Annotated in this window: 21 protein-coding genes; 10 read left to right on the top strand and 11 right to left on the bottom strand. The window is 70.8% G+C overall.

Translation table 11 applies throughout. From position 1 onward, the window contains the following. Nucleotides 1-160: 160 nt before the first annotated feature. From ACH4YL_RS16560 to ACH4YL_RS16550, 3 genes are all read left to right on the top strand, one after another. Nucleotides 161-772 carry a hypothetical protein gene (locus ACH4YL_RS16560; protein WP_398508034.1) on the top strand — a complete coding sequence of 204 codons (612 nt, stop codon included), beginning with the start codon at nt 161-163 and terminating at the stop codon, nt 770-772. A gap of 124 nt (nt 773-896) precedes the next feature. Beyond that, the gene (locus ACH4YL_RS16555; protein WP_398508033.1) at nt 897-1,616 is read left to right on the top strand and encodes a 3-keto-5-aminohexanoate cleavage protein; all 720 of its coding nucleotides are present in this window, start codon (nt 897-899) and stop codon (nt 1,614-1,616) included. Nucleotides 1,617-1,717: 101 nt separating this feature from the next. Beyond that, nucleotides 1,718-2,788, top strand: a complete 1,071-nt coding sequence (locus ACH4YL_RS16550) for an RNA ligase (ATP) (RefSeq protein WP_398508032.1) — start codon at nt 1,718-1,720, stop codon at nt 2,786-2,788. 173 nt (nt 2,789-2,961) lie between these two features. On the opposite strand, the gene soxR is transcribed toward ACH4YL_RS16550, so the two are convergent. Continuing rightward, nucleotides 2,962-3,444, bottom strand: a complete 483-nt coding sequence (soxR, locus tag ACH4YL_RS16545; RefSeq protein WP_398508031.1) for a redox-sensitive transcriptional activator SoxR — start codon at nt 3,442-3,444, stop codon at nt 2,962-2,964. A 106-nt stretch (nt 3,445-3,550) separates the two neighbouring features. Here soxR and ACH4YL_RS16540 point away from each other — a divergent pair, with 106 nt between their 5' ends. Next, a complete protein-coding gene (locus tag ACH4YL_RS16540) occupies nt 3,551-4,012 on the top strand; it encodes a MaoC family dehydratase (protein ID WP_398508030.1) in 462 nt (153 codons plus the stop codon). Between the two features lie 20 nt (nt 4,013-4,032). Here the strand turns inward: ACH4YL_RS16540 and ACH4YL_RS16535 are convergent, their stop codons facing one another. Both ACH4YL_RS16535 and ACH4YL_RS16530 read right to left on the bottom strand, forming a co-directional pair. Continuing rightward, nucleotides 4,033-4,656 carry a TetR/AcrR family transcriptional regulator gene (locus ACH4YL_RS16535; protein WP_398508029.1) on the bottom strand — a complete coding sequence of 208 codons (624 nt, stop codon included), beginning with the start codon at nt 4,654-4,656 and terminating at the stop codon, nt 4,033-4,035. A 173-nt stretch (nt 4,657-4,829) separates the two neighbouring features. Next, nucleotides 4,830-5,981 carry an acyl-CoA dehydrogenase family protein gene (locus ACH4YL_RS16530; protein WP_398508028.1) on the bottom strand — a complete coding sequence of 384 codons (1,152 nt, stop codon included), beginning with the start codon at nt 5,979-5,981 and terminating at the stop codon, nt 4,830-4,832. Nucleotides 5,982-6,046: 65 nt separating this feature from the next. Between ACH4YL_RS16530 and ACH4YL_RS16525 the strand changes: the two genes are divergently transcribed. The 3 genes from ACH4YL_RS16525 to ACH4YL_RS16515 all read left to right on the top strand — a co-directional run bounded on the left by ACH4YL_RS16525 (nt 6,047) and on the right by ACH4YL_RS16515 (nt 8,541). After that, a complete protein-coding gene (locus ACH4YL_RS16525) occupies nt 6,047-6,712 on the top strand; it encodes a TetR/AcrR family transcriptional regulator (protein ID WP_398508027.1) in 666 nt (221 codons plus the stop codon). Nucleotides 6,713-6,811: 99 nt separating this feature from the next. Then, nucleotides 6,812-7,507, top strand: coding sequence for an ArsR/SmtB family transcription factor (locus ACH4YL_RS16520; protein WP_398508026.1), 696 nt, complete (start codon nt 6,812-6,814; stop codon nt 7,505-7,507). A 32-nt stretch (nt 7,508-7,539) separates the two neighbouring features. Continuing rightward, nucleotides 7,540-8,541, top strand: a complete 1,002-nt coding sequence (locus ACH4YL_RS16515) for a DMT family transporter (RefSeq protein WP_398508025.1) — start codon at nt 7,540-7,542, stop codon at nt 8,539-8,541. Here the strand turns inward: ACH4YL_RS16515 and ACH4YL_RS16510 are convergent. The 8 genes from ACH4YL_RS16510 to ACH4YL_RS16475 form a co-directional block, all read right to left on the bottom strand. After that, the gene (locus ACH4YL_RS16510; RefSeq protein ID WP_398508024.1) at nt 8,501-9,823 is read right to left on the bottom strand and encodes an MFS transporter; all 1,323 of its coding nucleotides are present in this window, start codon (nt 9,821-9,823) and stop codon (nt 8,501-8,503) included. The genes ACH4YL_RS16515 and ACH4YL_RS16510 overlap by 41 nt on opposite strands. Nucleotides 9,824-9,950: 127 nt before the next feature. Then, nucleotides 9,951-11,030, bottom strand: a complete 1,080-nt coding sequence (locus tag ACH4YL_RS16505; RefSeq protein ID WP_398508023.1) for a zinc-binding dehydrogenase — start codon at nt 11,028-11,030, stop codon at nt 9,951-9,953. A 17-nt stretch (nt 11,031-11,047) separates the two neighbouring features. Then, nucleotides 11,048-12,442, bottom strand: coding sequence for an aldehyde dehydrogenase family protein (locus tag ACH4YL_RS16500; protein ID WP_398508022.1), 1,395 nt, complete (start codon nt 12,440-12,442; stop codon nt 11,048-11,050). Nucleotides 12,443-12,580: 138 nt separating this feature from the next. After that, on the bottom strand, nt 12,581-13,918 hold the full coding sequence (locus tag ACH4YL_RS16495; RefSeq protein WP_398508021.1) for an ABC transporter ATP-binding protein: 1,338 nt from the start codon (nt 13,916-13,918) through the stop codon (nt 12,581-12,583). Between the two features lie 54 nt (nt 13,919-13,972). Continuing rightward, a complete protein-coding gene (locus tag ACH4YL_RS16490; RefSeq protein WP_398508020.1) occupies nt 13,973-15,250 on the bottom strand; it encodes an MFS transporter in 1,278 nt (425 codons plus the stop codon). A gap of 2 nt (nt 15,251-15,252) precedes the next feature. Further along, nucleotides 15,253-16,662 carry a CitMHS family transporter gene (locus tag ACH4YL_RS16485; RefSeq protein WP_398508019.1) on the bottom strand — a complete coding sequence of 470 codons (1,410 nt, stop codon included), beginning with the start codon at nt 16,660-16,662 and terminating at the stop codon, nt 15,253-15,255. A gap of 120 nt (nt 16,663-16,782) precedes the next feature. Continuing rightward, entirely contained in the window at nt 16,783-18,996 is a 2,214-nt protein-coding gene (locus ACH4YL_RS16480; RefSeq protein WP_398508018.1) for a molybdopterin oxidoreductase family protein, read from the bottom strand. Nucleotides 18,997-19,112: 116 nt separating this feature from the next. Continuing rightward, on the bottom strand, nt 19,113-19,727 hold the full coding sequence (locus ACH4YL_RS16475) for a TetR family transcriptional regulator (protein WP_398508017.1): 615 nt from the start codon (nt 19,725-19,727) through the stop codon (nt 19,113-19,115). An 82-nt stretch (nt 19,728-19,809) separates the two neighbouring features. Here ACH4YL_RS16475 and hmgA point away from each other — a divergent pair, with 82 nt between their 5' ends. The 3 genes from hmgA to ACH4YL_RS16460 all read left to right on the top strand — a co-directional run bounded on the left by hmgA (nt 19,810) and on the right by ACH4YL_RS16460 (nt 23,287). Then, nucleotides 19,810-21,153: a homogentisate 1,2-dioxygenase gene (gene hmgA, locus ACH4YL_RS16470; RefSeq protein ID WP_398508016.1), complete on the top strand. Its 1,344-nt coding sequence runs from the start codon at nt 19,810-19,812 to the stop codon at nt 21,151-21,153. A 13-nt stretch (nt 21,154-21,166) separates the two neighbouring features. Beyond that, entirely contained in the window at nt 21,167-21,916 is a 750-nt protein-coding gene (locus ACH4YL_RS16465; RefSeq protein ID WP_398508015.1) for a GntR family transcriptional regulator, read from the top strand. Nucleotides 21,917-22,123: 207 nt separating this feature from the next. Next, a complete protein-coding gene (locus ACH4YL_RS16460; protein ID WP_398508014.1) occupies nt 22,124-23,287 on the top strand; it encodes a type ISP restriction/modification enzyme in 1,164 nt (387 codons plus the stop codon). The last annotated feature ends 11 nt before the right edge of the window (nt 23,288-23,298 follow it).

Genomic DNA, 23,298 nt, shown 5'->3' with positions numbered 1-23,298 from the left:
TGCGACTCGATTTTCGAATCGGCTTTCGAATCGGCGCACCCGGGGTCAATGAGACTTCGGCACCACTGATGGGGCCCATTCAATTTTCGATGGAGCCGGATCGGGTACTCGTACGTCCATTCTTCAACGCCGAAGTACCAGCGACGGAGGTGGCAGAGCGATGGCCGGTTTCCGGAGTCTTGCGAGACAGGTCCGCGACACGCGGTGTGACCTGGCGCTCAGGCGCTATTCACTGCGTAAGTGCCTGGAGAGGTTTGCCCCTTATGGGCACCGGGCGACCTGGGATCATCTGTGCGCGAGGCACAGCATCGAGCCCGAGGACCGGGCGCCTGATCCGGCGCGGCTGGTGGCCGCGCTCGACGAACTGGAGCAGGCGCGAGCCGTCTGGCTCGCGTACGAAGAGGGATTCGCGGACCGCCGCAAGCGGGAGAAGCACGACGGACTGCGGAGGCCGGCGTCGATCGACGACTGGCACCGGCGGACCTGGGGCGGGAACGGGGTCGCGCGCTGCGACAGCCCGGCCGCCCATCCATCGGCGCCGCTCGACGAGGTGCTGCGCCGGCTGATCTCCGCCCTGGAGACCGGGCCGGGCGCCGCCTGCCCGGTCTGTACGGCGACGGCCATCGTGTGGCGGCAGGACCTGGCGAACGAGCCGTGGACCGGGCCGGTGTGCACGGGCTGCGGCATTGTTGTGCCGCAGCCCGTTCTGACGTCCGAGGCAGTGGCGGCGGCGAAGAAGGCGGGACGCCAGGATCTGGCGTCGGTCGCCTGAGAGTCGCGGGGGCGGCCTCCACAGCGGCGTTGTGCCCCCGCGTACCGGAGTTGCGCCCCCACGTACCAGTGCGCCCGCCAGTGACTCCTCGGCGTTGTCAGTGGCGGCTGGCACTATCGAAGGCATGATCCAGGTCTGTCTGAACGGGCCGCGTTCGGCCGCTGACGGCGCAGCCGTGCCGCTGACGCCGAAAGCCATGGCCGCGTCCGCGGCGGAGGCCGTCGCGGCCGGTGCCGCCGAGGTGCATGTGCACCCCAAGACGCCGTGCGGCGACGACACGCTGTCCCCGCGCGTCGTGGCCGAAGTGCTCACGGCGATACGGGCGGTGGTGGACGTGCCGGTCGGCGTGACGACAGGAGCGTGGGCCGAGCCGGATCCGGTGCGGCGCGTGGAGCAGATCCGCGCCTGGACGGTGCTGCCCGACCACGCCTCGGTGAACTGGCACGAGGAGGGCGCGGAGCGGGTCGCGGCCGCGCTCCTGGAGCGGGGCGTCGACGTGGAGGCGGGCATCTGGTCGGGGACGGACGGTGCGCGGCTGTTCGGGATCTCGGCGCTGGGGCACCGGGTGTTGCGAGTGCTGGCGGAGGTGACGGATCCCGACGCGGCGTCCGCGGAGACGACGGCCCGCGGGCTGCTGGCGGAGCTGGCAGCCGCCCAGGGCACGCCGGTGCTGCTGCACGGCGAGGACGGCGGCGCATGGCCGGTGCTGCGGCTTGCTCTGCGGCTCGGGCTCGACACCCGCGTGGGCCTGGAGGATGCGCTGGTCGCGCCCGACGGCTCACCCGCCGCGTCCAACGCCGAACTGGTCGCGCACGCCCGTGCGTTGGCCAGGACGTCGGAGTGACGAAGATCGGGCGGACGACGGTAGCAGACAGAAAATCGATGGCCCTACGGGCTTGCGCTGCGGACAGTAGTGGGCGATGAAACACGACCGAGGAGCCTGACATGTCGACGCTGCGCGTCACCGCCGAACCGCTGACGATCCATGAGCATCCCAACGCCGATGCGCTCGAGCTGGCCCAGGTGGGCCTGTATCGCGCCGTCGTCGCCAAGGGCGCGTACCTCAGTGGTGACTTCGCCGTCTACATTCCGGAACAGGCCGTGCTGCCGACCGAGTTGATCGAGGAGCTCGGTCTGACCGGGCGGCTCGCGGGCAAGGCGTCCGACCGGGTCAAGGCGGTGCGGCTGCGCGGTGAGCTGTCGCAGGGCATCGTGTGCCGGCCGCGTGCGCTCGCGGACATCGATCTCGCGCAGGCTGCCGCCGACGGCACCGACTTCGCCGAACTGCTCTCGATCACCAAGTGGTCGCCGCCCATCCCGCCCACCATGGACGGCGAGGTGGAGACCGCGCCCGATCTGCTGCCCTGGGTCGACATCGAGAACATCCAGCGCTATCCGGAGATCTTCGAGCCGGGCGAGCCCGTGGTGCTGACGGAGAAGCTGCACGGCTCGGCCTGTCTGCTGACCTACAGCGCCGCGGACGGCGGCCGGGTGCAGGTGTCGTCGAAGGGTTTCGGCGCGAAGGGCCTGGCGCTCAAGGAGGACCCGCGCAATCTGTACTGGCGCGCGGTGCTCGGCCATGACGCCCCGGCGGTCGCGGCCCGCGTCGCCGAGAAGCTGGGCGCGAGCCGCGTCGGCTTCTTCGGCGAGGTGTACGGCGCGGGTGTCCAGGACCTCGGCTACGGCGCCAACGCCCGTTCCGAGGCGCTCGGTTACGCGGTCTTCGACGTGTCGGCGGAGATCGACGGCCAGGTCCGCTGGCTGGACCCGGCCGGGCTGCTGGACGGTGAACTGCCGCTGGTGCCCCGGCTGTACGAGGGTCCGTACGACATCGACAAGGTGCTGGAGCTGGCAAGCGGCCGGGAGACGGTGTCCGGACGCGAGCTGCATCTGCGGGAGGGCGTTGTCATACGTCCCGCCGCGGAGCGCTACAGCCCGGTGCTCGGCGGCCGCGCGATCGCCAAGGCGGTCAGCCCGGCCTATCTGACCCGCAAGGGCGGCACGGAGTACGAGTAGCCGTGCCGGAGGTGGGCCCGCCACGGGGGTGCGGGCCCACCTTTTTTGCGCCTTGTGGCGCGTGTTTCGTAGGGGCCGGCCAGGTCGCCGACCGCGTACGGCCGTGGGACGGCGCGCAGCGCACCGAGCCGCCGGACCGGGCCGCCGGTCACATTCGCCGGGACGCGCGAGCGTCAGGTCGCGTCACCCGCCGGCCGCGGCCGGCGCTCCGGCAGCAGTCGGGAGCCGGTCAGCCGCTCGCCGAAGATGTCGTCCGGGTTGGACAGGACGCAGGTCTGCAGGGACAGACAGCCGCAGCCGATGCAGTCGGTGAGGTGGTCACGGAGCCGGCCGAGCTGCTTGATGCGCTCGTCCAGTTCACTGCGCCACGCCTCGGACAGCCTGGCCCAGTCCTCGCGGTCCGGTGTGCGTTCCTCGGGCAGCTCGGCGAGCGCGTCCCTGATCGTGGCCAGCGGAATGCCGACCCGCTGTGCGGCCCGTACGAACGCCACCCGCCGCAGCGCGTCCCTGCCGTAGCGGCGCTGGTTTCCGCTGGTCCTGCGGCTGCTGATCAGGCCCTTGGCCTCGTAGAAGTGCAGCGCGGACACGGCGGCCCCGCTGCGCGCGGAGAGCTGGCCGACGGTGAGCTCGTGAATCGTCTCGGGAATCTGTGGCACTCAGAGAAGCCTACTGGTGCTCCGTTGACAGGAGCCGCCAACCCCAACCATGCTGAGCAAGCGCTTAGACAACCGCTTGATTGCTTGAGAGGCAGGGACCAGGGACATGGCCGAGCCGAGGATCTTCACCTCCGCCGATGAACTGCGCGCCGGGGTCGGCGAGCAGCTGGGACACAGTGACTGGCTGGAGGTCGAGCAGAAGCGGATCGATCTCTTCGCCGAGGCGACCGGCGACCACCAGTGGATTCATGTCGACCCCGAGCGGGCGGCGAGCGGCCCCTTCGGCACGACGATCGCGCACGGCTATCTCACTCTGTCGCTGCTCCCGGCCCTCGTCCCGCAGGTGCTGCGCGTCGAGGGCATGAAGATGGGCATCAACTACGGCGCCAACAAGGTCCGTTTCCCCTCCCCCGTGCCCGTGGGCTCGCGGCTGCGCGCGACGGCCGTGCTGCAGAGCGTCGAGGAGGCGGGCGGCGGCGTACAGGTGACGGCACTGGTCACGGTCGAGCGCGAGGGCGGCGACAAGCCGGTCTGCGTGGCCGAGTCGGTGTCCCGCTACTTCTTCTGAGCCCGGGACCGGGTCGGGTCCTACTTGCGGGCCGAGACCATGCGCAGGACGAGGTCGGCGTAGAGGGCGCCGACCTCTTCGGGCGTCCGGTGCCCGTGCACGTTGAACCAGCGCGCCACATCGATGCAGAGCGACAGCACGGCGAGCGTCGTCCCCGGCACGTCCGGGACGTCGAACTCGCCGGCCTCCACACCCTCGCGCAAGATCTCGCGCACGACGGCGTCGCTCTGCCGGCGCAGTTCCACGATCTCGGTGCGGTGCTCGGCGGAGAGCGCGTCGAGCTCGTACTGCACCACCCGCGCGGTGTCGTGCTTCCCGGCGTGCCAGCGGACGAAGGAGCTCACCGCTTCGGCGAGCCGCTCACCGGACGTGCCGGGCCGCTCGGCCGCGGCCGACAGAACTTCGAGCGCCTTGTCGTGCCCGATTCGGCTGATCCGGTGAAGGAGCTCTTCCTTGGTCTTGTAGTGGATGTAGAGCGCGGCCGGGCTCATGCCGGCGCGGCCCGCGATGTCCCGGGTCGTCGTCGCGTGATAGCCGCGTTCGGCGAACGCCTCGACGGCGGCGACAAGCAGCTTCCTCGCCGCCTCGGGCGTGACCTCGCCCCACGGGACGTCCTCGCCGAGGGTGTCCTCCGCCGTACTCATCGCTTGCCCCTTCCGCTCAGCAGCGGGAACACCATACCCCGAAGGTGAGCAAGCGCTTAGGGTTCGAGATGATCAAAAGGCTGATCAAGGGCCGATCGGAAGGTCGGATCACGAGGCCGGATCAGGAAGCCGGATCGGGAAGCCGGATCGGGAAGCCGGGTCAGGAAGCCGGGTCAGAACGCGGAGACTCCGGTCAGCGCGCGGCCGATGATCAGTTTCTGGATCTGGCTGGTGCCTTCGTAGAGCGTCATCACCCGCGCGTCGCGCAGCAGCTTGCCGACCGGGTACTCGTCGATGTAGCCGTAGCCGCCGTAGACCTGGAGCGCGTTGTTGGCCGCACGCACGGCCGCCTCGGAGGCGAAGAGCTTGGCCTGCGACGCGGCGGTGGCGAAGTCCTCGCGACGGTCGACGAGGTCGGCCACCCGCCAGGTCAGCATCCTGGCCGCCTCGACGTCGACGGAGATGTCGCTGATCAGCTCCTGGACCAGCTGGTACGAGGCGATGGACTTGCCGAACTGCTCGCGCTCGCCCGCGTAGCCGACGGCCGCGTCCAGTGCGGCCTGCGCGATGCCGACACAGCCCGCCGCCACCGACATCCGCCCCTTGGCGAGCGCGGACATGGCGATGGAGAAGCCCTTGCCCTCGGGGCCGAGCAGGGTGGACGCGGGCACCCGGACGTCCTGGAGGACCAGCTCGGCGGTGGCCTGTCCGCGCAGTCCGAGCTTTCCGTGGATGGTGCGGCGGGTGAGGCCGGGAGTGTCGGCGGGCACCAAGAAGGCGGAGACGCCCTTGTGTCCTGGCGTGTCATTGCTACGGGCGAACAGCAGCACCACATCGGCCCAAGTGCCGTTGGTGATGAACATCTTGGAGCCGTTGATGACATAGTCGCCGCCGTCGTGCACGGCCCGGGTGGTCAGATTTCCGGCGTCGGATCCGGTGCCGGGTTCGGTGAGGCCGAAGCAGCCGAGCGCGTCGCCGGCGGTGAGCCGGGGCAGCCAGTGGCGCTTCTGCTCCTCGTCGCCATGGGCGGCGATCGTCTTGGCGACCAGGCCGAGCGAGACGGAGACAATGCCGCGCACCGAGGAGTCTCCGCGTCCGAGCTCCTCCGTGACCAGGCAGTACGCGAGGTGGTCGCCGCCCGAGCCGCCGTACTGCTCGTCGACGGTCAGGCCGAGGAAGCCGAGCGCGCCGAGCTTCTTCACGATGGAGCGGTCGACGTTCTCGGCGCGGTCCCATGCGGCCGCGTACGGGGTGACCTCACGGCGCACGAAGTCCTCGGCCAGCTGCCGGACGGCCGACTGCTCCTCGCTGAGCTCCAGGTTCATGCGCCACACTCCAGCCTTTAACTACCACTGCTAGTTTCTGCTCGGCAGGCCCTACTATGTGCCGCATGGCCCGACCGCGCAAGCCCCTCCTCAGCCGAGAACGCATCGTCGAGACGGCGAGCGCGCTCGTGGACGCGGAGGGCCTGGAGGCCGTCTCGACCCGGCGGCTCGCGGCCGAACTCGGCGTCAGCGGGCCCTCCCTCTACAACCACTTCCGCAACAAGGACGAGATCCTCGAGGCCGTCGCCGACGCGGTCAGCGCACAGGTCGATCTGTCGATGTTCGACGAGGCCGACGGCCGTGACTGGAGCGTCGCGCTGCACGACTGGGCCGTCTCCTACCGCGCGGCACTGACCGCGCACCCCAATATCGTCCCGGTGCTCGCACGCGGCCCGGGCCGCCGTCCGGCCGGCCTGCGGGTGGCGGACGCGGTCTTCGGCGCGATGGTCCGCGCGGGCTGGCCCGCTGCCCAGGCGACGTATATCGGCGCGCTGATGCGGTACTTCATCACCGGTTCGGCGCTCGGCTCCTTCGCACGCGGCTTCGTCGACGACGCGACGGCGTACGACCCCGCCGACTATCCGCACCTGGGCCAGGCACATCTGCTCGCCGACCGGCAGGAGAAGATCGACGAGGGCGCGTTCGAGACGGGACTTCGGGCGCTGCTCGACGGGCTGGCGGTGCAGTACGAGACGGGCGTTCGGGGTAAGTGGGCGGCGCAGAACTCATAGCGGCGGTCCGGCTTCGACACGGATTTCGACAAGGATTCGACAAGGAGAAGGCGAACGGTTCGGCCGCCGCCGAACAGTGACTGCGCGACCCTGGGAGGCATGACCGCCTCACGTGACCTCGCCGCGTTCGCCGCACTGCTCGCCGACGAGACCCGCGCGTCCTTCTGTCTCGCGCTGCTCGACGGGCGCGCCTGGACGGCTGGCGAGCTCGCACGGCGAGCCGGAGTCGCTCCGTCGACGGCCAGCGAGCATCTCGGGAAGCTGGTGGCCGGCGGGCTGCTCGCCGAGGAGCGTCAGGGCCGGCACCGTTATGTGCGTCTCGCGGACGAGCGGGTCGCGCACCTCGTCGAGGAGCTGACCTCCTACGTCGGCCCCGGTCCCGAGCGGCCCGGGACGCTGCGGGCGGCGAACGCGCGCAGCGCCATGGCCCGCGGCCGGACCTGCTACGACCATCTCGCCGGACGCCTCGGCATCACGATCACCGACGCCATGACCGCACGCGGACTGCTGCACCAGGACTCCGGCTTCGCGCTGACCGTGCAAGGGACGGACTGGTTCCGGGAGTTGGGGCTTTCGCTGGAGCGCAAGGGGCGGCGGCCGCTCGTCCGGTCGTGCCTGGACTGGACCGAACGCAGGCCGCATCTCGCCGGCATCGCGGGCGCGGAGCTGTGCCGCCATGCTCTGGCGGCGGGCTGGTGCGTACGGATCGGGTCGGAGCGCGCGGTGAAGGTGACCGCGGACGGCGAGCGGGCGCTGGCCGAGCTGCTCGGTGTCGAGCCCGGAATATTGCGGTGAACGCCGAAGGGTCGGGCCCGTATGGTCGGCCCATGACGCACTCGAACCGCCACTCGCCGTGGCCCGCTCTGGTGGCCGCGGGCGTCACCGTCGTCCTGTGGGCCTCCGCGTTCGTGTCGATCCGCAGCGCCGGAGAGGCGTACTCCCCAGGTGCGCTCGCGCTCGGACGGCTGCTCGCCGGGTCGCTCGCACTCGGCGCTGTGCTGCTGATCCGGCGCGAGGGACTTCCGCCGCGCGCCGCGTGGCCGGGCATCGCCATCTCGGGGCTGCTCTGGTTCGGCGTCTACATGGTGGTGCTCAACTGGGGTGAGCAGCAGGTCGACGCGGGCACGGCGGCGATGGTCGTGAACATAGGCCCGGTGCTGATCGCGCTCCTCGGCGCGCGGCTGCTGGGCGAGACGCTGCCGCCTCGGCTGCTTGCGGGGATGGCGGTGTCGTTCGCGGGGGCGGTGACCGTGGGACTCTCCATGTCCGGCGAGGGCAGCGCGTCCACGCTGGGTGTGCTGCTGTGCCTGCTGGCCGCGGTGGGATACGCGGGCGGAGTGGTGGGCCAGAAGCCCGCGCTGGCGCATGCGAGTGCGCTCCAGGTGACGACGTTCGGCTGTCTCGTCGGAACGGTGGCCTGTCTGCCGTTCATCGGACAGCTGGTCGACGAGGCCGGTCGCGCACCGGCCTCGGCCACGCTGAACATGGTCTATCTGGGCGTGTTCCCGACCGCGCTGGCGTTCACGACCTGGGCGTACGCCCTGGCGCGTACGACCGCGGGCCGGATGGGCGCGACGACCTACGCGGTCCCGGCGCTGGTGGTGCTGATGTCGTGGCTGGCCCTGGACGAGGTGCCGGGCTGGCTGACCATGGCCGGTGGTGCGCTGTGTCTGGCGGGCGTCGCGGTGTCGCGGTCCCGCGGGCGGAAGGTGACGGCCGCCCCGCGCGAGGGGGAGGTGCGGGGCGGCCGTCCTGCACGGCCGAGCGGTGGCCGCGCGCAGGAGGAGGTCAGTTCTCCCGGGCCGCGGCCCTCGACGCCAGAATCTTGATCGACACCAGCGCGACCACCGCGAGCCCGATGATGTAGGCGGAGACCGCCATCGAGGTGCCGGTCGCCTCCAGCAGCAGGACCATCACGAACGGCGCGAGGCCGCCGCCGAACACCGCCGCGATCTGGTAGCCGAGCGAGGCGCCGGTGTAGCGCATCTCGGCGGTGAAGAGCTCGGCGAACAGTGCGGCCTGCGGCCCGTACATGATGCTCAGGAAGCAGCTGGTGACGAACGTGCCGACGCCGAGCCAGAGCAGCGACTTGGTGTCGATCAGCAGGAACATCGGGATCGCCCAGACCAGCAGGCCGACCGCGCCCGCCGCGTAGATCCGCAGCCGTCCGATGCGGTCGGAGAGCGCGGCCGCGGCCGGTATCAGGACCAGCTGGGTGAGGCTGACGCAGAGCGAGACCGTCAGGACTGCGCTGCGCTTCATGTCGAGTTCGCGGGTCGCGTAGTCGAGCACGCCGGTGATGATGATGTAGAAGGTCGCGGTGTTGACCGCGAAGGAACCGCCGGCCAGCAGGACGGTGCCCAGATGGCTCTTCAGGATCGTCCGCAGCGGCGACCTGGCCTCGCTCTTCTCCTGTGCCGCCAGGGCCTGTTCGGCCTCGCGGAACGCCGGGGTCTCCTCGACCTTCGTGTGGATGTACCAGGCGAGACCGAGGACCAGGAAGCCGACGAAGAACGGGACGCGCCAGCCCCAGGCGGCGAAGGTGGCGTCGCTGGTGGTGGCGCCGGCCACCAGGAAGACGGTGTTGGCGCTCACCACGCCGATGGGGACGCCGAGTTGCACCAGGCTCCCGTACAGTCCGCGCTTGCCCTCCGGCGCGTACTCGGTGGCCATCAGCATCGCGCCGCCCCACTGGGCGCCGACGGCGATGCCTTGCAGGACGCGGAGCAGGACGAGCAGCAGCGGAGCGGCGATGCCGATCGTCTCGTACGTGGGGAGGAGGCCGATGCCGACGGTGGCGATGCCCATCAGCACCAGCGCGAGGACCAGCATCGGCTTGCGGCCGTGCTTGTCACCGAGCTGGCCGGCGATGACGCCGCCGACCGGCCGGGCGAGGAAGCCGACGGCGAAGGTCGCGAAGGCGGCGAGCACTCCGGCGGACGAGCTGCCGGACGGGAAGTAGAGATCGCCGAGTACGAGAGCGGCGGCGATGCCGAAGACGAAGTAGTCGTACCACTCGACGGCGGAGGCGAGTGCGGCTGCGGTGGCGACGCGACGGCGGCGGGGATCCGCGGCCGAGGCGGTGGTCGTGAGCTGTGCGGCGGTGTCCATACGTGCACACTCCGATGGGGCGGGGACGGGGAGTGCGGGGAACATACCGACCAGTGGGTATGGGGTCAACGGTTTGCACAGCTGTGGTTTTCGGGCCGGGGGCCAAGGCCCCCGGCCCGAGGCCCGGCTAGAAGATCACCAGCGCCCGGCCGCCCCGGCCCGCCTTCATGTTGGCGAACGCCGACGGGATGCCGTCCAGACCGATCCGGTCCGTCACCAGCGCCGTCAAGTCCAGGCGGCCCGCCCGGACATGGTCCGCGAGGACCGGAAGGTCCACCGCCGGATTGCTGTTGCCGTAGACGCAGCCGGAGAGCGTGCGGCCCCAGTGGAACAGTTCCAGCGCGTTGAACGTGACCTGCTGGTCCTTGCCGCCGATGCCGACGACCGTGGTGCGGCCGCCGCGACGGGTGGACTCCCAGGCCGTACGGATCGTGACCGCACGGCCCACGCACTCGATCGCGACATCCGCGCCCTGCCCGCCCGTCAGCCGGCGGATCTCCTTCGCCGTGGCGTCGGACGCGAGCACGAACTCCGAAGCCCCCGCCGCGCAGGCCAGCGACTCCTTCTCCGGCGAGACGTCCACCGCGATGATCACCCCGGCACCCGCGATCCGCGCGGACTGGAGCGTCGCGAGCCCGACGCCCCCGACGCCGAAGACCACCACCGACTCGCCCTCGCGGACCCGGGCACAGTGGTGGACCGCGCCGTAGCCGGTGAGGACCGCGCAGCCGAGCAGCGCGGCGTCGGTGAGCGGGATGCCGGCCGGCGCGGGCAGGACACAGTTCGCCGCGACGACGGTCTCCTCCGCGAACGCGGCGACATTGAGTCCCGGATGCAGGTCGGTGCCGTCGGCGGTGCGGGCGTACACCTCGCCGACTCCGGTGAGCGCCTGGGCGCAGAGCCACACCTCGCCGATCCCGCAGTGGTGGCAACTCCCGCAGGACGGAGCCCAGTTGAGGACCACGCCGTCGCCGGGTGCGACATGGTGGACGCCTTCGCCGACGGAGACGACCGTGCCCGCGCCCTCGTGGCCGAGCACGGCGGGCAGCGGCACGCGCATGGTGCCGTCGGTCAGGGACAGATCGGAGTGGCAGACTCCGGCGGCGGCGAGGCGGACCCTCACCCGGCCGGGGCCCGGCTCGGGCAGTTCGATGTCGGTGATCTCCAGCGGAGAGCCGACGGCAGGCAGTACGGCGGCGCGGACCACGTGATGTTTCTCCCGGCTCAGAACTGGAGGGACTTGGTCTGGAGGTACTCGGACAGGCCGTGCGGGCCGAGTTCGCGGCCGACCCCGGACTGCTTGTAGCCGCCGAACGGCGCGAGCGGGTTGAACCGGCCGCCGTTGATGTCGATCTGCCCGGTGTCCATCCGGCGCGCGAAGGCGACGGCCTCGGACTCGTCCCCGGCCCACACCGCGCCGCCGAGACCGTAGACGGTGCCGTTGGCGATACGGAGCGCGTCCTGTTCGTCCTCGTACTTCAGCAGCGCCACGACCGGGCCGAAGATCTCCTCCTGCGCGATGGTCATGGACTCGGTGACATCGGCGAATACGGTCGGGCTGATGTAGTACCCGGTGTCCTGCGGCGCTTCTGGACCGCCCGCGACCAGCCGCGCGCCTTCGGCGACACCCTTCTCGATATAGCCCCGTACGCGCTGCTGCTGCTTGGCGCTGACCACGGGACCGATCCGGTCGCCCGGCACGTACTTGGCGACCGCGGCGGCGGCCAGGCTCACCGCCTCCTCGTACTGGTCCTTGTGGACCAGCATCCGGGTCCAGGCGCTGCAGGTCTGGCCGGAGTTGGACATGACGTTGGCGATGCCGACGCTGACGGCCTTGGCCAGGTCGGCGCTCGGCAGGATGACATTGGCGGACTTGCCGCCGAGTTCCAGCGCGACCCGCTTGACGGCGGCGCCGGCGGTCGCGCCGATCTGCCGGCCGACGGCGGTGGAGCCGGTGAAGGAGACCAGGTCGACGTCCGCGTGGGCGGCCAGCGCCTGGCCGGCCACCGGACCGAGGCCGGTCACCAGGTTGAAGACTCCGGCGGGCAGTCCGGCTTCGTGGACGGCCTCGGCGAAGAGCTGCGCGGTCAGCGGCGTGTCCTCGGCGGGCTTGAGGACGACGGTGCAGCCTGCGGCGAGGGCCGGTGCGACCTTGGCGACGATCTGGTGGAGCGGGTAGTTCCACGGCGTGATCGCGCCGACCACGCCGACCGGTTCCATCAGCACGGTGGAGTTGCCGAGCTTCTCCTCGAAGGAGTACGCGGCGGCCAGTTCCGCGTACGAGGCCGCGACCATGATCGGCAGCGCGGCGTGGACCTTCTGCGACAGGACGAGCGGTGCGCCGAGTTCGGCGGTGACGGTCTCCGCGATCTCGTCCTTGCGGGCCTGAAGGACGTCGCGCAGTGCGCCGATCCGGGCCGCACGCTCGGCGGGCGGTGTGGCGGCCCAGCCCGGGAAGGCCGCGCGGGCCGCGCGGACGGCGGTGTCGACGTCCTCGGCCGTGCCGGCCGGGACATGGGCAATGACCTGCTCGTCCGCCGGGTTCACCACCGCGATGGTGTCCGGTCCGGCGGCGGGCACCCACTGACCGCCGATATACATCCCGTCGTGGGTCTTCATCGCACTCCTCCAGAACCTGCGGCAGTCGTCCGCGACCCAAACTAGCGGTGTTAGTTTTTGGGCGCCAGGGTCACCCGGCGGGATCGGGCCACACTCGATTCTGCCGTTCGCCTGCGGAGTGCCTTCAGAGGGCCGGGCTCACTCGTCCAGGCCGAGGAGATCGGCCGGGGCCGGGCAGATCCGGCGGCCGTCGTGGTCGAAGACATACAGATGAGCCAGGTCGACCAGGAGCGGCACCTGCGCCCCGGTCCGTACGCGCACATCCGGCCCGGTCCGTACGACGAGATCGCTCGCGGCGACCGGCGGCCGCTCCGCCGCGAGCGGCGTCGGCGTCGGTTCGTCGAGCGCCACCACCGGACCCGAGACCCGCGCCACCGTGCGTTCCTTGATCCGGTTCAGCATGCTCGGACCGGTTCTGTTTCTGCGTCTTCGCGCGGGGGCCTGCGGCCGTGGCGACTCGAGTTCGCCGAGCACCGCGGCCTGCGAGCCGATGTTGAAGTGCACCAGCGCCTCATGGCCCTGGTACTCGGTGTGCTCCACGATCCCGGTCAGCGCGACCTCGCCGGTGCGCGCCTGGCTCGGCGGAGCGACCCGCACGGCCTCGGAGCGCAGTCCGACGATGATCTTCCGGCCCTGCTGGATACGGAGCAACTGGTGGTCGACGCTGAGCGGTTCGGGCAGCGGAAGGCGCTGTTTGCCGAGGTCGATCGACATCCGACCGTCCAGCGGCGCGTACACGACGGCCTGCAGCAGATTGATGCGCGGAGTGCCGATGAAGGCCGCGACGAAGACATTGCTCGGCATCGCGTAGGTCGCGCGCGGCGTGCTCACCTGCTGGAGCACTCCGCCGCGCATCACCGCGACCCGGTCGCCGAGGGACATCGCCTCGGCCTGGTCGTGCGTGACATAGACCGTGGTCACCCCCAACTCCCGGGTCAGCTGGGATATTTCGGCCCGCAGATGGTTGCGCAGCTTCGCGTCGAGGTTGGACAGCGGCTCGTCCATCAGAAAGACGGAGGGCCGCCGGGAGATCGCGCGGCCCATCGCGACCCGCTGGCGCTCGCCGCCGGAGAGCTGGCTGGGATAGCGGTCCAGGACGTCCTCGATGCCCAGCATCCGGGCGGTGGCCTCGACCCGGGGGCCGCGGTCCAGGCGCGGGTTCTCGATCCGCAGCGGGAAGCCGATGTTCTCGCGGTTCGTCATGCTCGGGTAGAGCGCGAAGTTCTGGAACACCATGGCCATGGAGCGGTCCCGGGGCGGGATGTGGTTGGCGGGCTCGCCGTCGAGCAGCAGCTCGCCCTCGGTGATCTCCTCCAGGCCGGCGATCATGCGCAGCACGGTCGACTTGCCGCAGCCCGACGGGCCGAGGAGCACCACGAACTCGCCCGGCTCGATGTTCAGAGAGAAGCGGTCGACGGCGCGCCCACCCTTCCCGTACCGCTTGCTGACGTTGTGCAGGGAGATCGTGCGAGTCATGTGGTTCCGCCCTGGGAAAGTGGAGGAGCGGCTGGGACGCCTGAAACTAGCCGACTACTCCCGGTCAGGGAACGATTCACGCGAAGGTTGGGCCCTGGCTTTGTGTACGGTGCCCGCCGGTGCCGGCAAGCGGCCCCGGGCGCCCTGGATCTCCTTGCCCGGCCCACTCATTGACGTCCGCGTGCCCAACCCCGCCGCCACCAGCAGAAGTACGCCCAGCATCACGAACGGCGCGGCGGTTCCGGCGACGCCGGCGATCAGTCCGGCGGACGCGGGCGCCGCGACCTGTCCGAGGCGGTTTCCGGTCAGCCGCAGCGCGAGGGCGGTTGACCGGGCCCGATCGGGGGCAGCCTGTACAACCGTTGTCATCGACAACGGCTGGCCCACGCCGAGGCAGAAGCCCAGCAGGGCGAGCATCACGGCGAGCGCCCAGACCGGGACCGGCAGCGCGAGACCGCCGCACAGCAGCGCGCCGAGCAGACAGGTCACGGTCAGCAGCACGGTGCGCCCCAGCACGCGGATCATCGGCGTCATCACCAGCCGGCAGGCGATGGTGGCGGCCGCGCGCAGACTCAGCAGCAGGCCGATGGTCGCCGGTGCGATGCCGCGGTGTTCGCCGATCACCGGAAGGTAGGCGGTGAGGATGTCGGTGGCGGAGAGCACGGCGAGGCTGATGAAGATGCCGGCGGGCACGCCGCGGGTGCGCAGTATCCGGTGCACGGGAACGGAGTTCGCCCGCGTCGTACGCTCCCGGGCATGCGCCCGGTGTTCGATCCGCCACAGCGAGGTGAGCGACACCGCGGCGACGGCCGCCGAGACGACCAGCGCGAGTGCGCTCGTACGGGCCATGTCGCCGCCGATCAAGGCGCCCGCGGCGATCGGTCCCACCAGCTGGCCGAGCGAGGCGCCGATCGTGAAGTGGCCGAAGTTGCGGTCCTGTTCGTCCGGTGCGGACTGGCGGGCGACGATCGACTGCGCGCCAATGACGAAGCAGAGATGGCCGAGGCCCATCACTCCGCTCCAGGCCGCCATGGCCGGCAGGGAGAGCGCCAGGCCGCTGAGGGCGCAGCCACCGGAGATCAGGACGACGCCGACGGGCAGCAGGGGTGCGCACCGCCCGTGGTCCGTCCTGCGGCCCAGCGGTACCGCGGCGAACAGCGGCAGCAGCGCATAGACGCCGGCGATCACGCCGATCGCGCGTTCGTCGGCGCCGAGAGCCAGCGCCCGGTAGGAGACGGCCGGCCGCGCCATCGACACCGCGCCCTGCGCGAAGGCGAAGGCGATGACGAGGCGCAGCAGCCAGCTCCTGCCGGGCTGTTGGGAAACGGGCACGATCAGATGATGCCGAAGAGGATTCCGGCGCCGAGCACCACCAGTGAGGTGAGCGCGGCCCATTTGACGGTGAACCTGGTGTGGTCGCCGAACTCGACCTTGGCCATGCCGACGAGGACGTACACGGCGGGCACGAGCGGGCTGGACATGTGCAGCGCCTGGCCGACGAGGGAGGCGCGGGCGATCTCCAGCGAGGAGACGCCGTGCGCGGAACCGGCCTCGGCGAGCACCGGAAGGACGCCGAAGTAGAAGCCGTCGTTCGACATGAAGTAGGTCAGCGGCAGGCTCAGCACGCCCGTGACGATGGCCATGTGGGGCCCCATGCCCTCGGGGATCGCTCCGACGAGCCAGTCCGCCATGTGCTTGACCATGCCGGTGCCGGTGAGAACGCCGGTGAAGACGGCGGCGGCGAAGACCATGCCGGCGACGTTGAGCACATTCTCGGCATGGGCGCCGATACGGGCCTTCTGGTCCGCCATCTTGGGGTAGTTGACGGTGAGGGCGAGGGCCGCGCCGAGCAGGAAGAGCACCGGGATGGGCAGCAGCTCCATGATCATCGCGGCGAGCAGCGCGACGGTGAGGCCGGCGTTGAACCAGTAGAGCTTGGGGCGCAGGGTCGCGCGGTGGGGGTCGAGGCCCTGGAAGCCGTCGTCCTCCTGCGGCTCCGCGTCGGTGCCCGAGCCCGAACCCGAACCCGAGCCGGTGCCCGAGCCGCCGGTCACGCCTTCCTCGGCGCCGCCGCCCGCTGTGACGAGTACCGTCTCCGGCTCCGTCTCCAGCACATCGTCCAGCGTGAGGATGCCGAGGCGCTTGCGCTCGCGGCGGCCCAGCACATACGCGAGCACGAAGACGAAGAGCAGTCCGACGGCGAGCGCCGGGATCATCGGGACGAAGATGTCGGCCGCGTCCAGCTTCAGCGCGGTCGCCGCACGGGCGGTCGGGCCGCCCCAAGGCAGCGTGTTCATCACGCCGTTGGCGGTGGCGGCGATTCCGGTCATCACGACCAGGCTCATCTTGAGGCGCTTGTAGAGCGGGTACATCGCCGAGACCGTGATCATAAAGGTGGTGGAGCCGTCGCCGTCCAGCGAGACGATCGCGGCGAGCACCGCCGTACCGACCACGATGCGCAGCGGATCCGCCTTGCAGAAGCGCAGGATGCCGCGGACGATCGGGTCGAACAGGCCGACGTCGATCATCACGCCGAAGTAGACGATCGCGAACATCAGCATCGCCGCGGTGGGTGCGAGATTGCCGACGCCTTCGAGGACGTAGTCCCCGAGGTGGGCGCCCTTTCCGACGAACACGCAGAAGAGTGCGGGGATGAGGACCAGCGCCGCGATCGGCGACATCTTCTTCATCATGATCAGGACCAGGAAGGTCGCAATCATGGCGAAGCCGAGGATTGTCAGCATGAGGGACACCTAACGTTCACCCTTGAACTCCCACCGGGGCGGCGGTTCGGACGACGTTAGGTCGCGCCCACAAGCGTTAACAAGATGTTGACGCGTGAGCAATACGAGCAAAACCCCAGGTCATCGGCCAGGTGATAGCTCGACGGGGAAGCCGTTGAGCACGGCGGTGCCGGACAGCGGGTCGAAGCGCGAGCCGTCGAGCAGCTGGTTCACATTGACTCCGGGACGTGCGGCGGCCACCGACATCCGCGTTCCCGGCCTGCTGTGTCCCCAGCCGTGCGGCAGGCTCACCACACCCGTGCGGACCGTGTCGGTGATCTCCACCGGGGCCTCGACCTCGCCGCCGTCCGCGCTGATACGGGCCGGTTCGCCGTCCGTGAGACCGAGGCGCGCCGCGTCGTCCGGGTGGATCTGGAGCGTGCAGCGGTTGGAGCCGCCGTTGAGCGCGGACACATTGTGCAGCCAGCTGTTGTTGGAGCGCAGATGGCGGCGGCCGACGAGGACGAGCCCGGCGGGCCGATCGTCCAGCGCGCGGCGCAGCCTCGGCAGATCGGCGGCGATGGGCTCCGGCAGCAGCTCGATGCGGCCGCTGCGGGTCTTGAGCACCTGCGGGACGCGGGGCTGGAGCGGGCCGAGGTCGATGCCGTGCGGGTTCTCCAGGAGCTTGTCGAGGGTGAGGTCGTACGGGCCGGTGCGCAGCATCATGTCGAGCCGCCGCTCGGGTCCGCTTGCACCGGTGAGCTGGGCCGTCAGCTCCTTGACGTCCTGGCCGTGGACCGGCGAGTGAGGCGTTTCGACGGCCTTTGCCAGGGTGTTCTGGATGGCCAGATCGTCGACGGCGGCCGGGTCCGCGCCGTGCATGCCGCCGACGGCGAGGATCAGCCGCGCGTGGATCTCGCACTCGTCCATCCGCCCCTCCTCCAGGGGCACGGCGGCCGGCGAGTAGCGGGCCTGGTTGCGCACGGCGAAGGAGTTGAAGGCGAAGTCGAAGTGTGCGCTCTGCGACGGCGGCGGCGGAGGCAGCACCACATCGGCATGGCGCGAGGTCTCGTTGAGATACGGATCGACGCTGACCATGAAGTCGAGGCCGGACAGCGCGCGGTCGAGGCGGTCGCCGTCCGGCGCGGAGAGCACGGGGTTGGCGGCGATCGAGATCACCGCGCGGATCTGACCGTCGCCCGGGGTGTCGATCTCCTCGGCGAGGACGGTCATCGGCAGTTCGCTCTTGGCCTCGGCGAGGCCGCTGACCCGGCTCGCCCAGCGACCGAGCGCGAAGCCCTTGCCGGGTCCTGCCGGGCGGGGCGCGGGCGCGGTGGCCGACAGCGGGAAGAGCGCGCCGCCGGGGCGGTCGAGGTTGCCGGTGAGCACATTGAGGACGTCGACCAGCCAGTTGGCGAGCGTGCCGTACTCGACGGTGCAGCTGCCGATGCGGCCGTAGACGGCGGCGGTGGGTGCGGCGGCGAGCTCGCGGGCGATTGCACGGATCTCGTCGGCGTCCATGTCGCAGGCCGCGGCGACGGCCTCCGGAGTGAACTCCCGCACCGCTTCCTCGACTTCACGCACCCCTTCGGCGTGGTCCGCGAGCCGGCCGAGGTCGGTCAGCCCCTCCTCGAAGAGGACATGCGTGAGGGCGGCGAGCAGCAGGGCGTCGGTGCCGGGCCGGATCGGGACATGCCGGTCGGCGAGCTGCGCGGTGCGGGTGCGGCGCGGGTCGACGACGGTGAGCGTGCCGCCGCGCTTGCGCAGCGCCTTGAGCTTGCCGGGGAAGTCGGCCGCGGTGCACAGGCTGCCGTTGGACTCGAGCGGGTTGGCGCCGAGGAGCAGCAGATGGTCGGTGCGGTCCAGGTCGGGGACGGGGATGGCGACGGCGTCGCCGAAGAGCAGTCCGCTGGAGACATGCTTGGGCATCTGGTCCAGCGTGCTGGCGGTGAAGAGGTTGCGGGTGCGCAGCAGGGTGAGCAGTACGGGCGGATAGAGCGCGCCGGCCATGGTGTGGACGTTCGGATTGCCGAGGACGACGCCCACCGCGTTCGGCCCGTACTCCTCGATGACCGGCCTGATCCGGGCCGCGATCTCGTCGAAGGCCTGCTGCCAGGTCGCCTCCCGCAGCTCGCCGTCCTTGCGTACGAGAGGGGTGCGCAGCCGGTCCGGGTCGGCGTCGAGCTCGCCGAAGGACGCGCCCTTGGGGCAGATGAAGCCCTGGCTGAACACATCGTCGCGGTCGCCGCGCGCGGAGGTGACGCGGCTGCCCTCGATGGTGAGAGTGAGTCCACAGGTCGCCTCGCAGAGCGGGCAGATGCGGAGCGCGGTGCGGGCGGGAGCTGTGCGGGACATGGGCCCTCCCCGGGGCGGCGACGGTGGCGCGCGGTTCTGTCCGAGCATACCGACTGGTATGCACGTACGGGAGGGGTGCCGGGCCCTCGGTCCTGGCCGCCGCCCGGGAGACCGGCTCAGTCCAGCCGCTTCGCCAGATACGCCCGCAGCAGCACCCGCGTCTCGGCCACGATCTCCTCGTCGCCCGACGGCCGCACCCGGAACGCCAGTTGCAGCAGCGCGTCCGCCGCCTCCACCGCCATCAGGATCGCGCGCCGCAGCTCCTTGTCCGGGTCACGCCCGAGATGGCCCGCCACCAGTCCGGTCAGCCGGTCGGCGACCTGGTGGTTCGCGCCGGACGCGGGTGCGCCGACCGGGATCTGGTGGCCGAAGTCCACCAGCGCGAAGCCCGGGACCGTGCGCTTCATCGCCAGATATTCGTCGAGGACGGCATCGAGCAGGCCGCGCCAGTCGCCGTCCGGCAGCGCGCCGAGCCGGCCGCCGATCCGTTCGGCGTAACTGTCCAGATTTCGCTGGGCGAGCGCATCTGCGAGGGCACGCTTGTTGGTGAAGAAGCGGTAGACGGAGCCGATGGGCACACCGGCCCTCGCGGCCACCGCACGGGTCGACAGCTCCTCATAACCGGTCTCGTCAAGGAGTTCGGCACAGGCGTCCAGGATCCGTGCGAGCCGTTCGGTGCTGCGCCGCTGCACGGGCGCACGGCGGAGAGGGGCGTGGGGCACGCGCCCCATCATGCCGCCCGGATGCCGTTGACGGGGCGGTCTCGCAATCCTACGGTTGTCCATAGGATTCCTTCTGCACCGGGAGCAGGCGATGAGCGGCATCGAGCAGGCGCGCAAGACGGCCGATTCTCTGGGGTACTCCCCCGGCTTCGGCAATGAACACAGCTCGGAGGCTGTACCTGGCGCGCTGCCACTCGGGCGGAACTCACCGCAGCGCGCGCCGCTCGGGCTGTACGCGGAGCAGCTGAGCGGCTCCGCGTTCACCGAGCCGCGCACCCGCAACCGCCGCTCGTGGCTGTACCGCATCCGCCCGTCGGCCGCGCATCCGCCGTTCCGCCGCATCGGGAACGGCACGGTCCGCAGCGCGCCCTTCACCGAGTCCGTGCCCGACCCCAACCGGCTGCGCTGGAACCCGCTGCCGGAGCCCGCGCCCGGCACGGACTGGCTGGCGGGCCTGTGGACGCTCGGCGGCAACGGCGACGCCACCCAGCGCACCGGCATGGCCGTGCACCTGTACCACGCCAACTCCTCCATGGAGGACCGGGTGTTCAGCGACGCCGACGGCGAGCTGCTGATCGTCCCGGAGCACGGTGATCTGCTGCTCCGTACGGAACTGGGCCTGCTGGCCGCCCGGCCCGGCGAGGTGGCGCTGATCCCGCGCGGCGTCCGCTTCCGCGTCGAGCTGCTCGACACTGTGTCTGATGGCGGGCAGAGCCCGACCGCACGCGGCTATGTCTGCGAGAACTACGGGCAGCCGTTCGAGCTTCCGGACCTGGGCCCGATCGGCGCGAACGGCCTGGCGAACGCCCGCGACTTCCTTGCGCCCGTCGCCGCGTACGAGCACGTGGAGCGGCCGGTTGAGGTGGTCAACAAATTCTGCGGCAACCTCTGGTCCGCGACATACGACCACTCGCCGCTCGATGTGGTCGCCTGGCACGGCAACCACGTGCCGTACGTCTACGACCTGCGCCGCTTCAATGTCATCGGCACGATCTCGTACGACCACCCGGATCCGTCGATCTTCACGGTCCTCACCTCGCCCAGCGACACCCCCGGCCTGGCCGGCGTGGACTTCGTCGTCTTCGCGCCGCGCTGGCTGGTCGGCGAGGACACCTTCCGGCCGCCGTACTTCCACCGCAATGTGATGAGCGAGTACATGGGCCTGATCGAGGGCGCGTACGACGCCAAGGCGGAGGGCTTCGTGCCGGGCGGCGGCTCGCTGCACAACATGATGTCGGCGCACGGGCCCGACCGGGAGACCTTCGACAGGGCAAGCGCCGCCGAGCTCAAGCCGCAGAAGATCGACGACGGTCTTGCGTTCATGTTCGAGACCCGCTGGCCGCTCACCGCGACCGGGCAGGCGGCGGACGCCTCCCACCTGCAGCAGGGCTATGACAACGTGTGGCAGGGTCTTGAGCGCCACTTCCGGTCGTAGTACGGAGTACGCCGTGACCGCCTTCGCCCCCGACTCGCTGGTCCTGAACCGCAAACTGCCCCTGTGGTACCAGGTCTCGCAGTCGCTGCGCGCCTCCATACTCGGCCGCAGCTCGCACGACCCGCTGCGGCTGCCCACCGAGGAACAGCTCGCCGAGCACTACGGCGTGAGCGTGCTGACCATGCGGCAGGCGCTGAAGGAGCTGGAGCAGGAGGGCCTGATCAGCAGGCACCGGCGGCGCGGCACCTTCATCGAGCCGGGAGCGCGGCGGAGCGCTCCGCGCAGGCTGCTGGGCTCGATCGACGCGATCGTGGCCCAGCAGTCGGGCGAACGGACGACCATCCTCGGGCACGGCCCGGAGCCGGTGCCCGGTGAGCTCACCGAGTACTTCCCGGACATGGCGGAGGTCGTCAGCTACCGGCGGCTGCGCTGCGACGGCGAGAGCGGCGAGCCGACCAACTGGGCGGAGAACGCGGTCCGTTCGGACATCGCGGCCAAGCTGGACCTCGCGGACCTGGAGCGCTGGCCGATGACCAAGGTGCTGCGGGACTCGGTGGGCGTACGGATCAGCAGGATCACCGACACCGTGGAGGCCAGGCTCGCGGACCCGCGGACGGCGGAGCTGCTGAAAGTGCCGCTGCTGAGCCCGATCCTGCACTACACGGGCGTGACCTACGACAAGGACGGCAGGGTGGTCGACGTGGCGCGGATCCGGTACCGCGGCGACCGGTTCTCCTTCTCGGTCACCGTCGACGCGGAGTGAGCACCGGGCAGTGAGTGCTGTCAGGGGCCGCAGCAGGTCCTGTCCGGCCGATCAGGCCGGATCAGCGAGCGGGGTCTGGTGCGTGCAGTTGCAAGACGGAGGAGGGAGACATGGCGGAGCCATGGCGACCGACGACAACGCGGCAGATGTGCGTACCAGGGCACGCGAGCCCGGCAAGATCGGCCGGACAGGGCCTAGCATTTCGGCATGCCGATGCTGGACGAGCTCATGCCGTGGGGCACACCGCCTCTGCGGCTGGGACGACCCTGGGTGATGGCTCCGGACGCCGCTTCCCTCAAGGCGCGCTGGGACGCCCTGGTGCGGGCGGAGGGCGTCGAGCAGGACGCGTTGTTCGGCTGCACCCGTGCTCGTACGCCACACAGCGCCGTCAGCCAGCTGCCCGGGCAGACCACGGAAACCGGCAGGTTCGTCCGCGAGGACGGTCGGTGTCCGGAGCCGGTGCGGGTGACCCACGGGCCCTTCGACGAGCAGTGGCTGATATCCGACCACCGGCTGATCGACGTCGCCCGGCCGGAGCTCTGGCGGGTGGCCGACGATCGGCAGATCTTCCTCGTCGAGCAGGGCTGGGTGGCCCAGGCGTCGGGACCGGCCGTGCTGGCCTCGGCGCTGCTGCCCGACGGGCGCTCCCCCGCCGGACGGCCGGGCAGGATCCGGCCCGTGTACCGGCGGCCCGGCGGCGCCGAACCCAATCTCGCGCCCGGGCTGCTGCCCGCCCTCGGCCGTCACTACGGACGCGAGATCGATGCCGACGAGATGGTGTGCTGGATCCTCGCGGCCGCCGAGTCCTCACCGGCCGGATGTGTGGTGCCGCTGCCCGCCGACCCCGAGACCTGGCTGTCGGGCGTGGAACTGGGCCGGCGCATGCTGGAGATCCAGCTGCGCGGCGGCCGCGGCGCGCAGCGGCCCAGGCTGCCCGGCGGACGGCGTCCCTATGTGCGCGCCGCCGTGCCCGCGCGGCCCGGTGCGATGGAGTACGACGCCGAGGAGGAGGTGCTGAGCCTCGGCGAGGGCCGGGTCTCTCCGGTGCCTGCCGAAGCGTGGGACTTCCAGGTGGGCGGCGTACGGGTGCTGGAGCTCTGGTTCGAGCGCCGGACGGCCGCGGCCGAGCCGGGCACCTTGGCGGCGATCAGGCCGCCGGCCTGGCCGCGGGAGTGGTCGTCGGAGCTGCTGGAGCTGATCACCGTGCTGGCGCTGCTCGGTGAACTCAAGGACCGTCAGCGGGAGTTGAAGATCGGCCACGAGATAACCGAGCTCCCGGGCGTGCTTCCGCCGCCCGGCGCGGCCCGGCGGCCGGCGTCCGTGCTCGATCACCACGAGGAAGGACCGGAGGGCCAGTTCGCGCTGCTGTGATAGGCACGGCT

The organism is Streptomyces sp. NPDC020681 (assembly GCF_044334895.1).
Taxonomy (GTDB): Bacteria; Actinomycetota; Actinomycetes; order Streptomycetales; family Streptomycetaceae; genus Streptomyces.
Note: the sequence above shows the minus strand (reverse complement) of the source record. Positions and strands in the feature narration are given on the sequence as shown.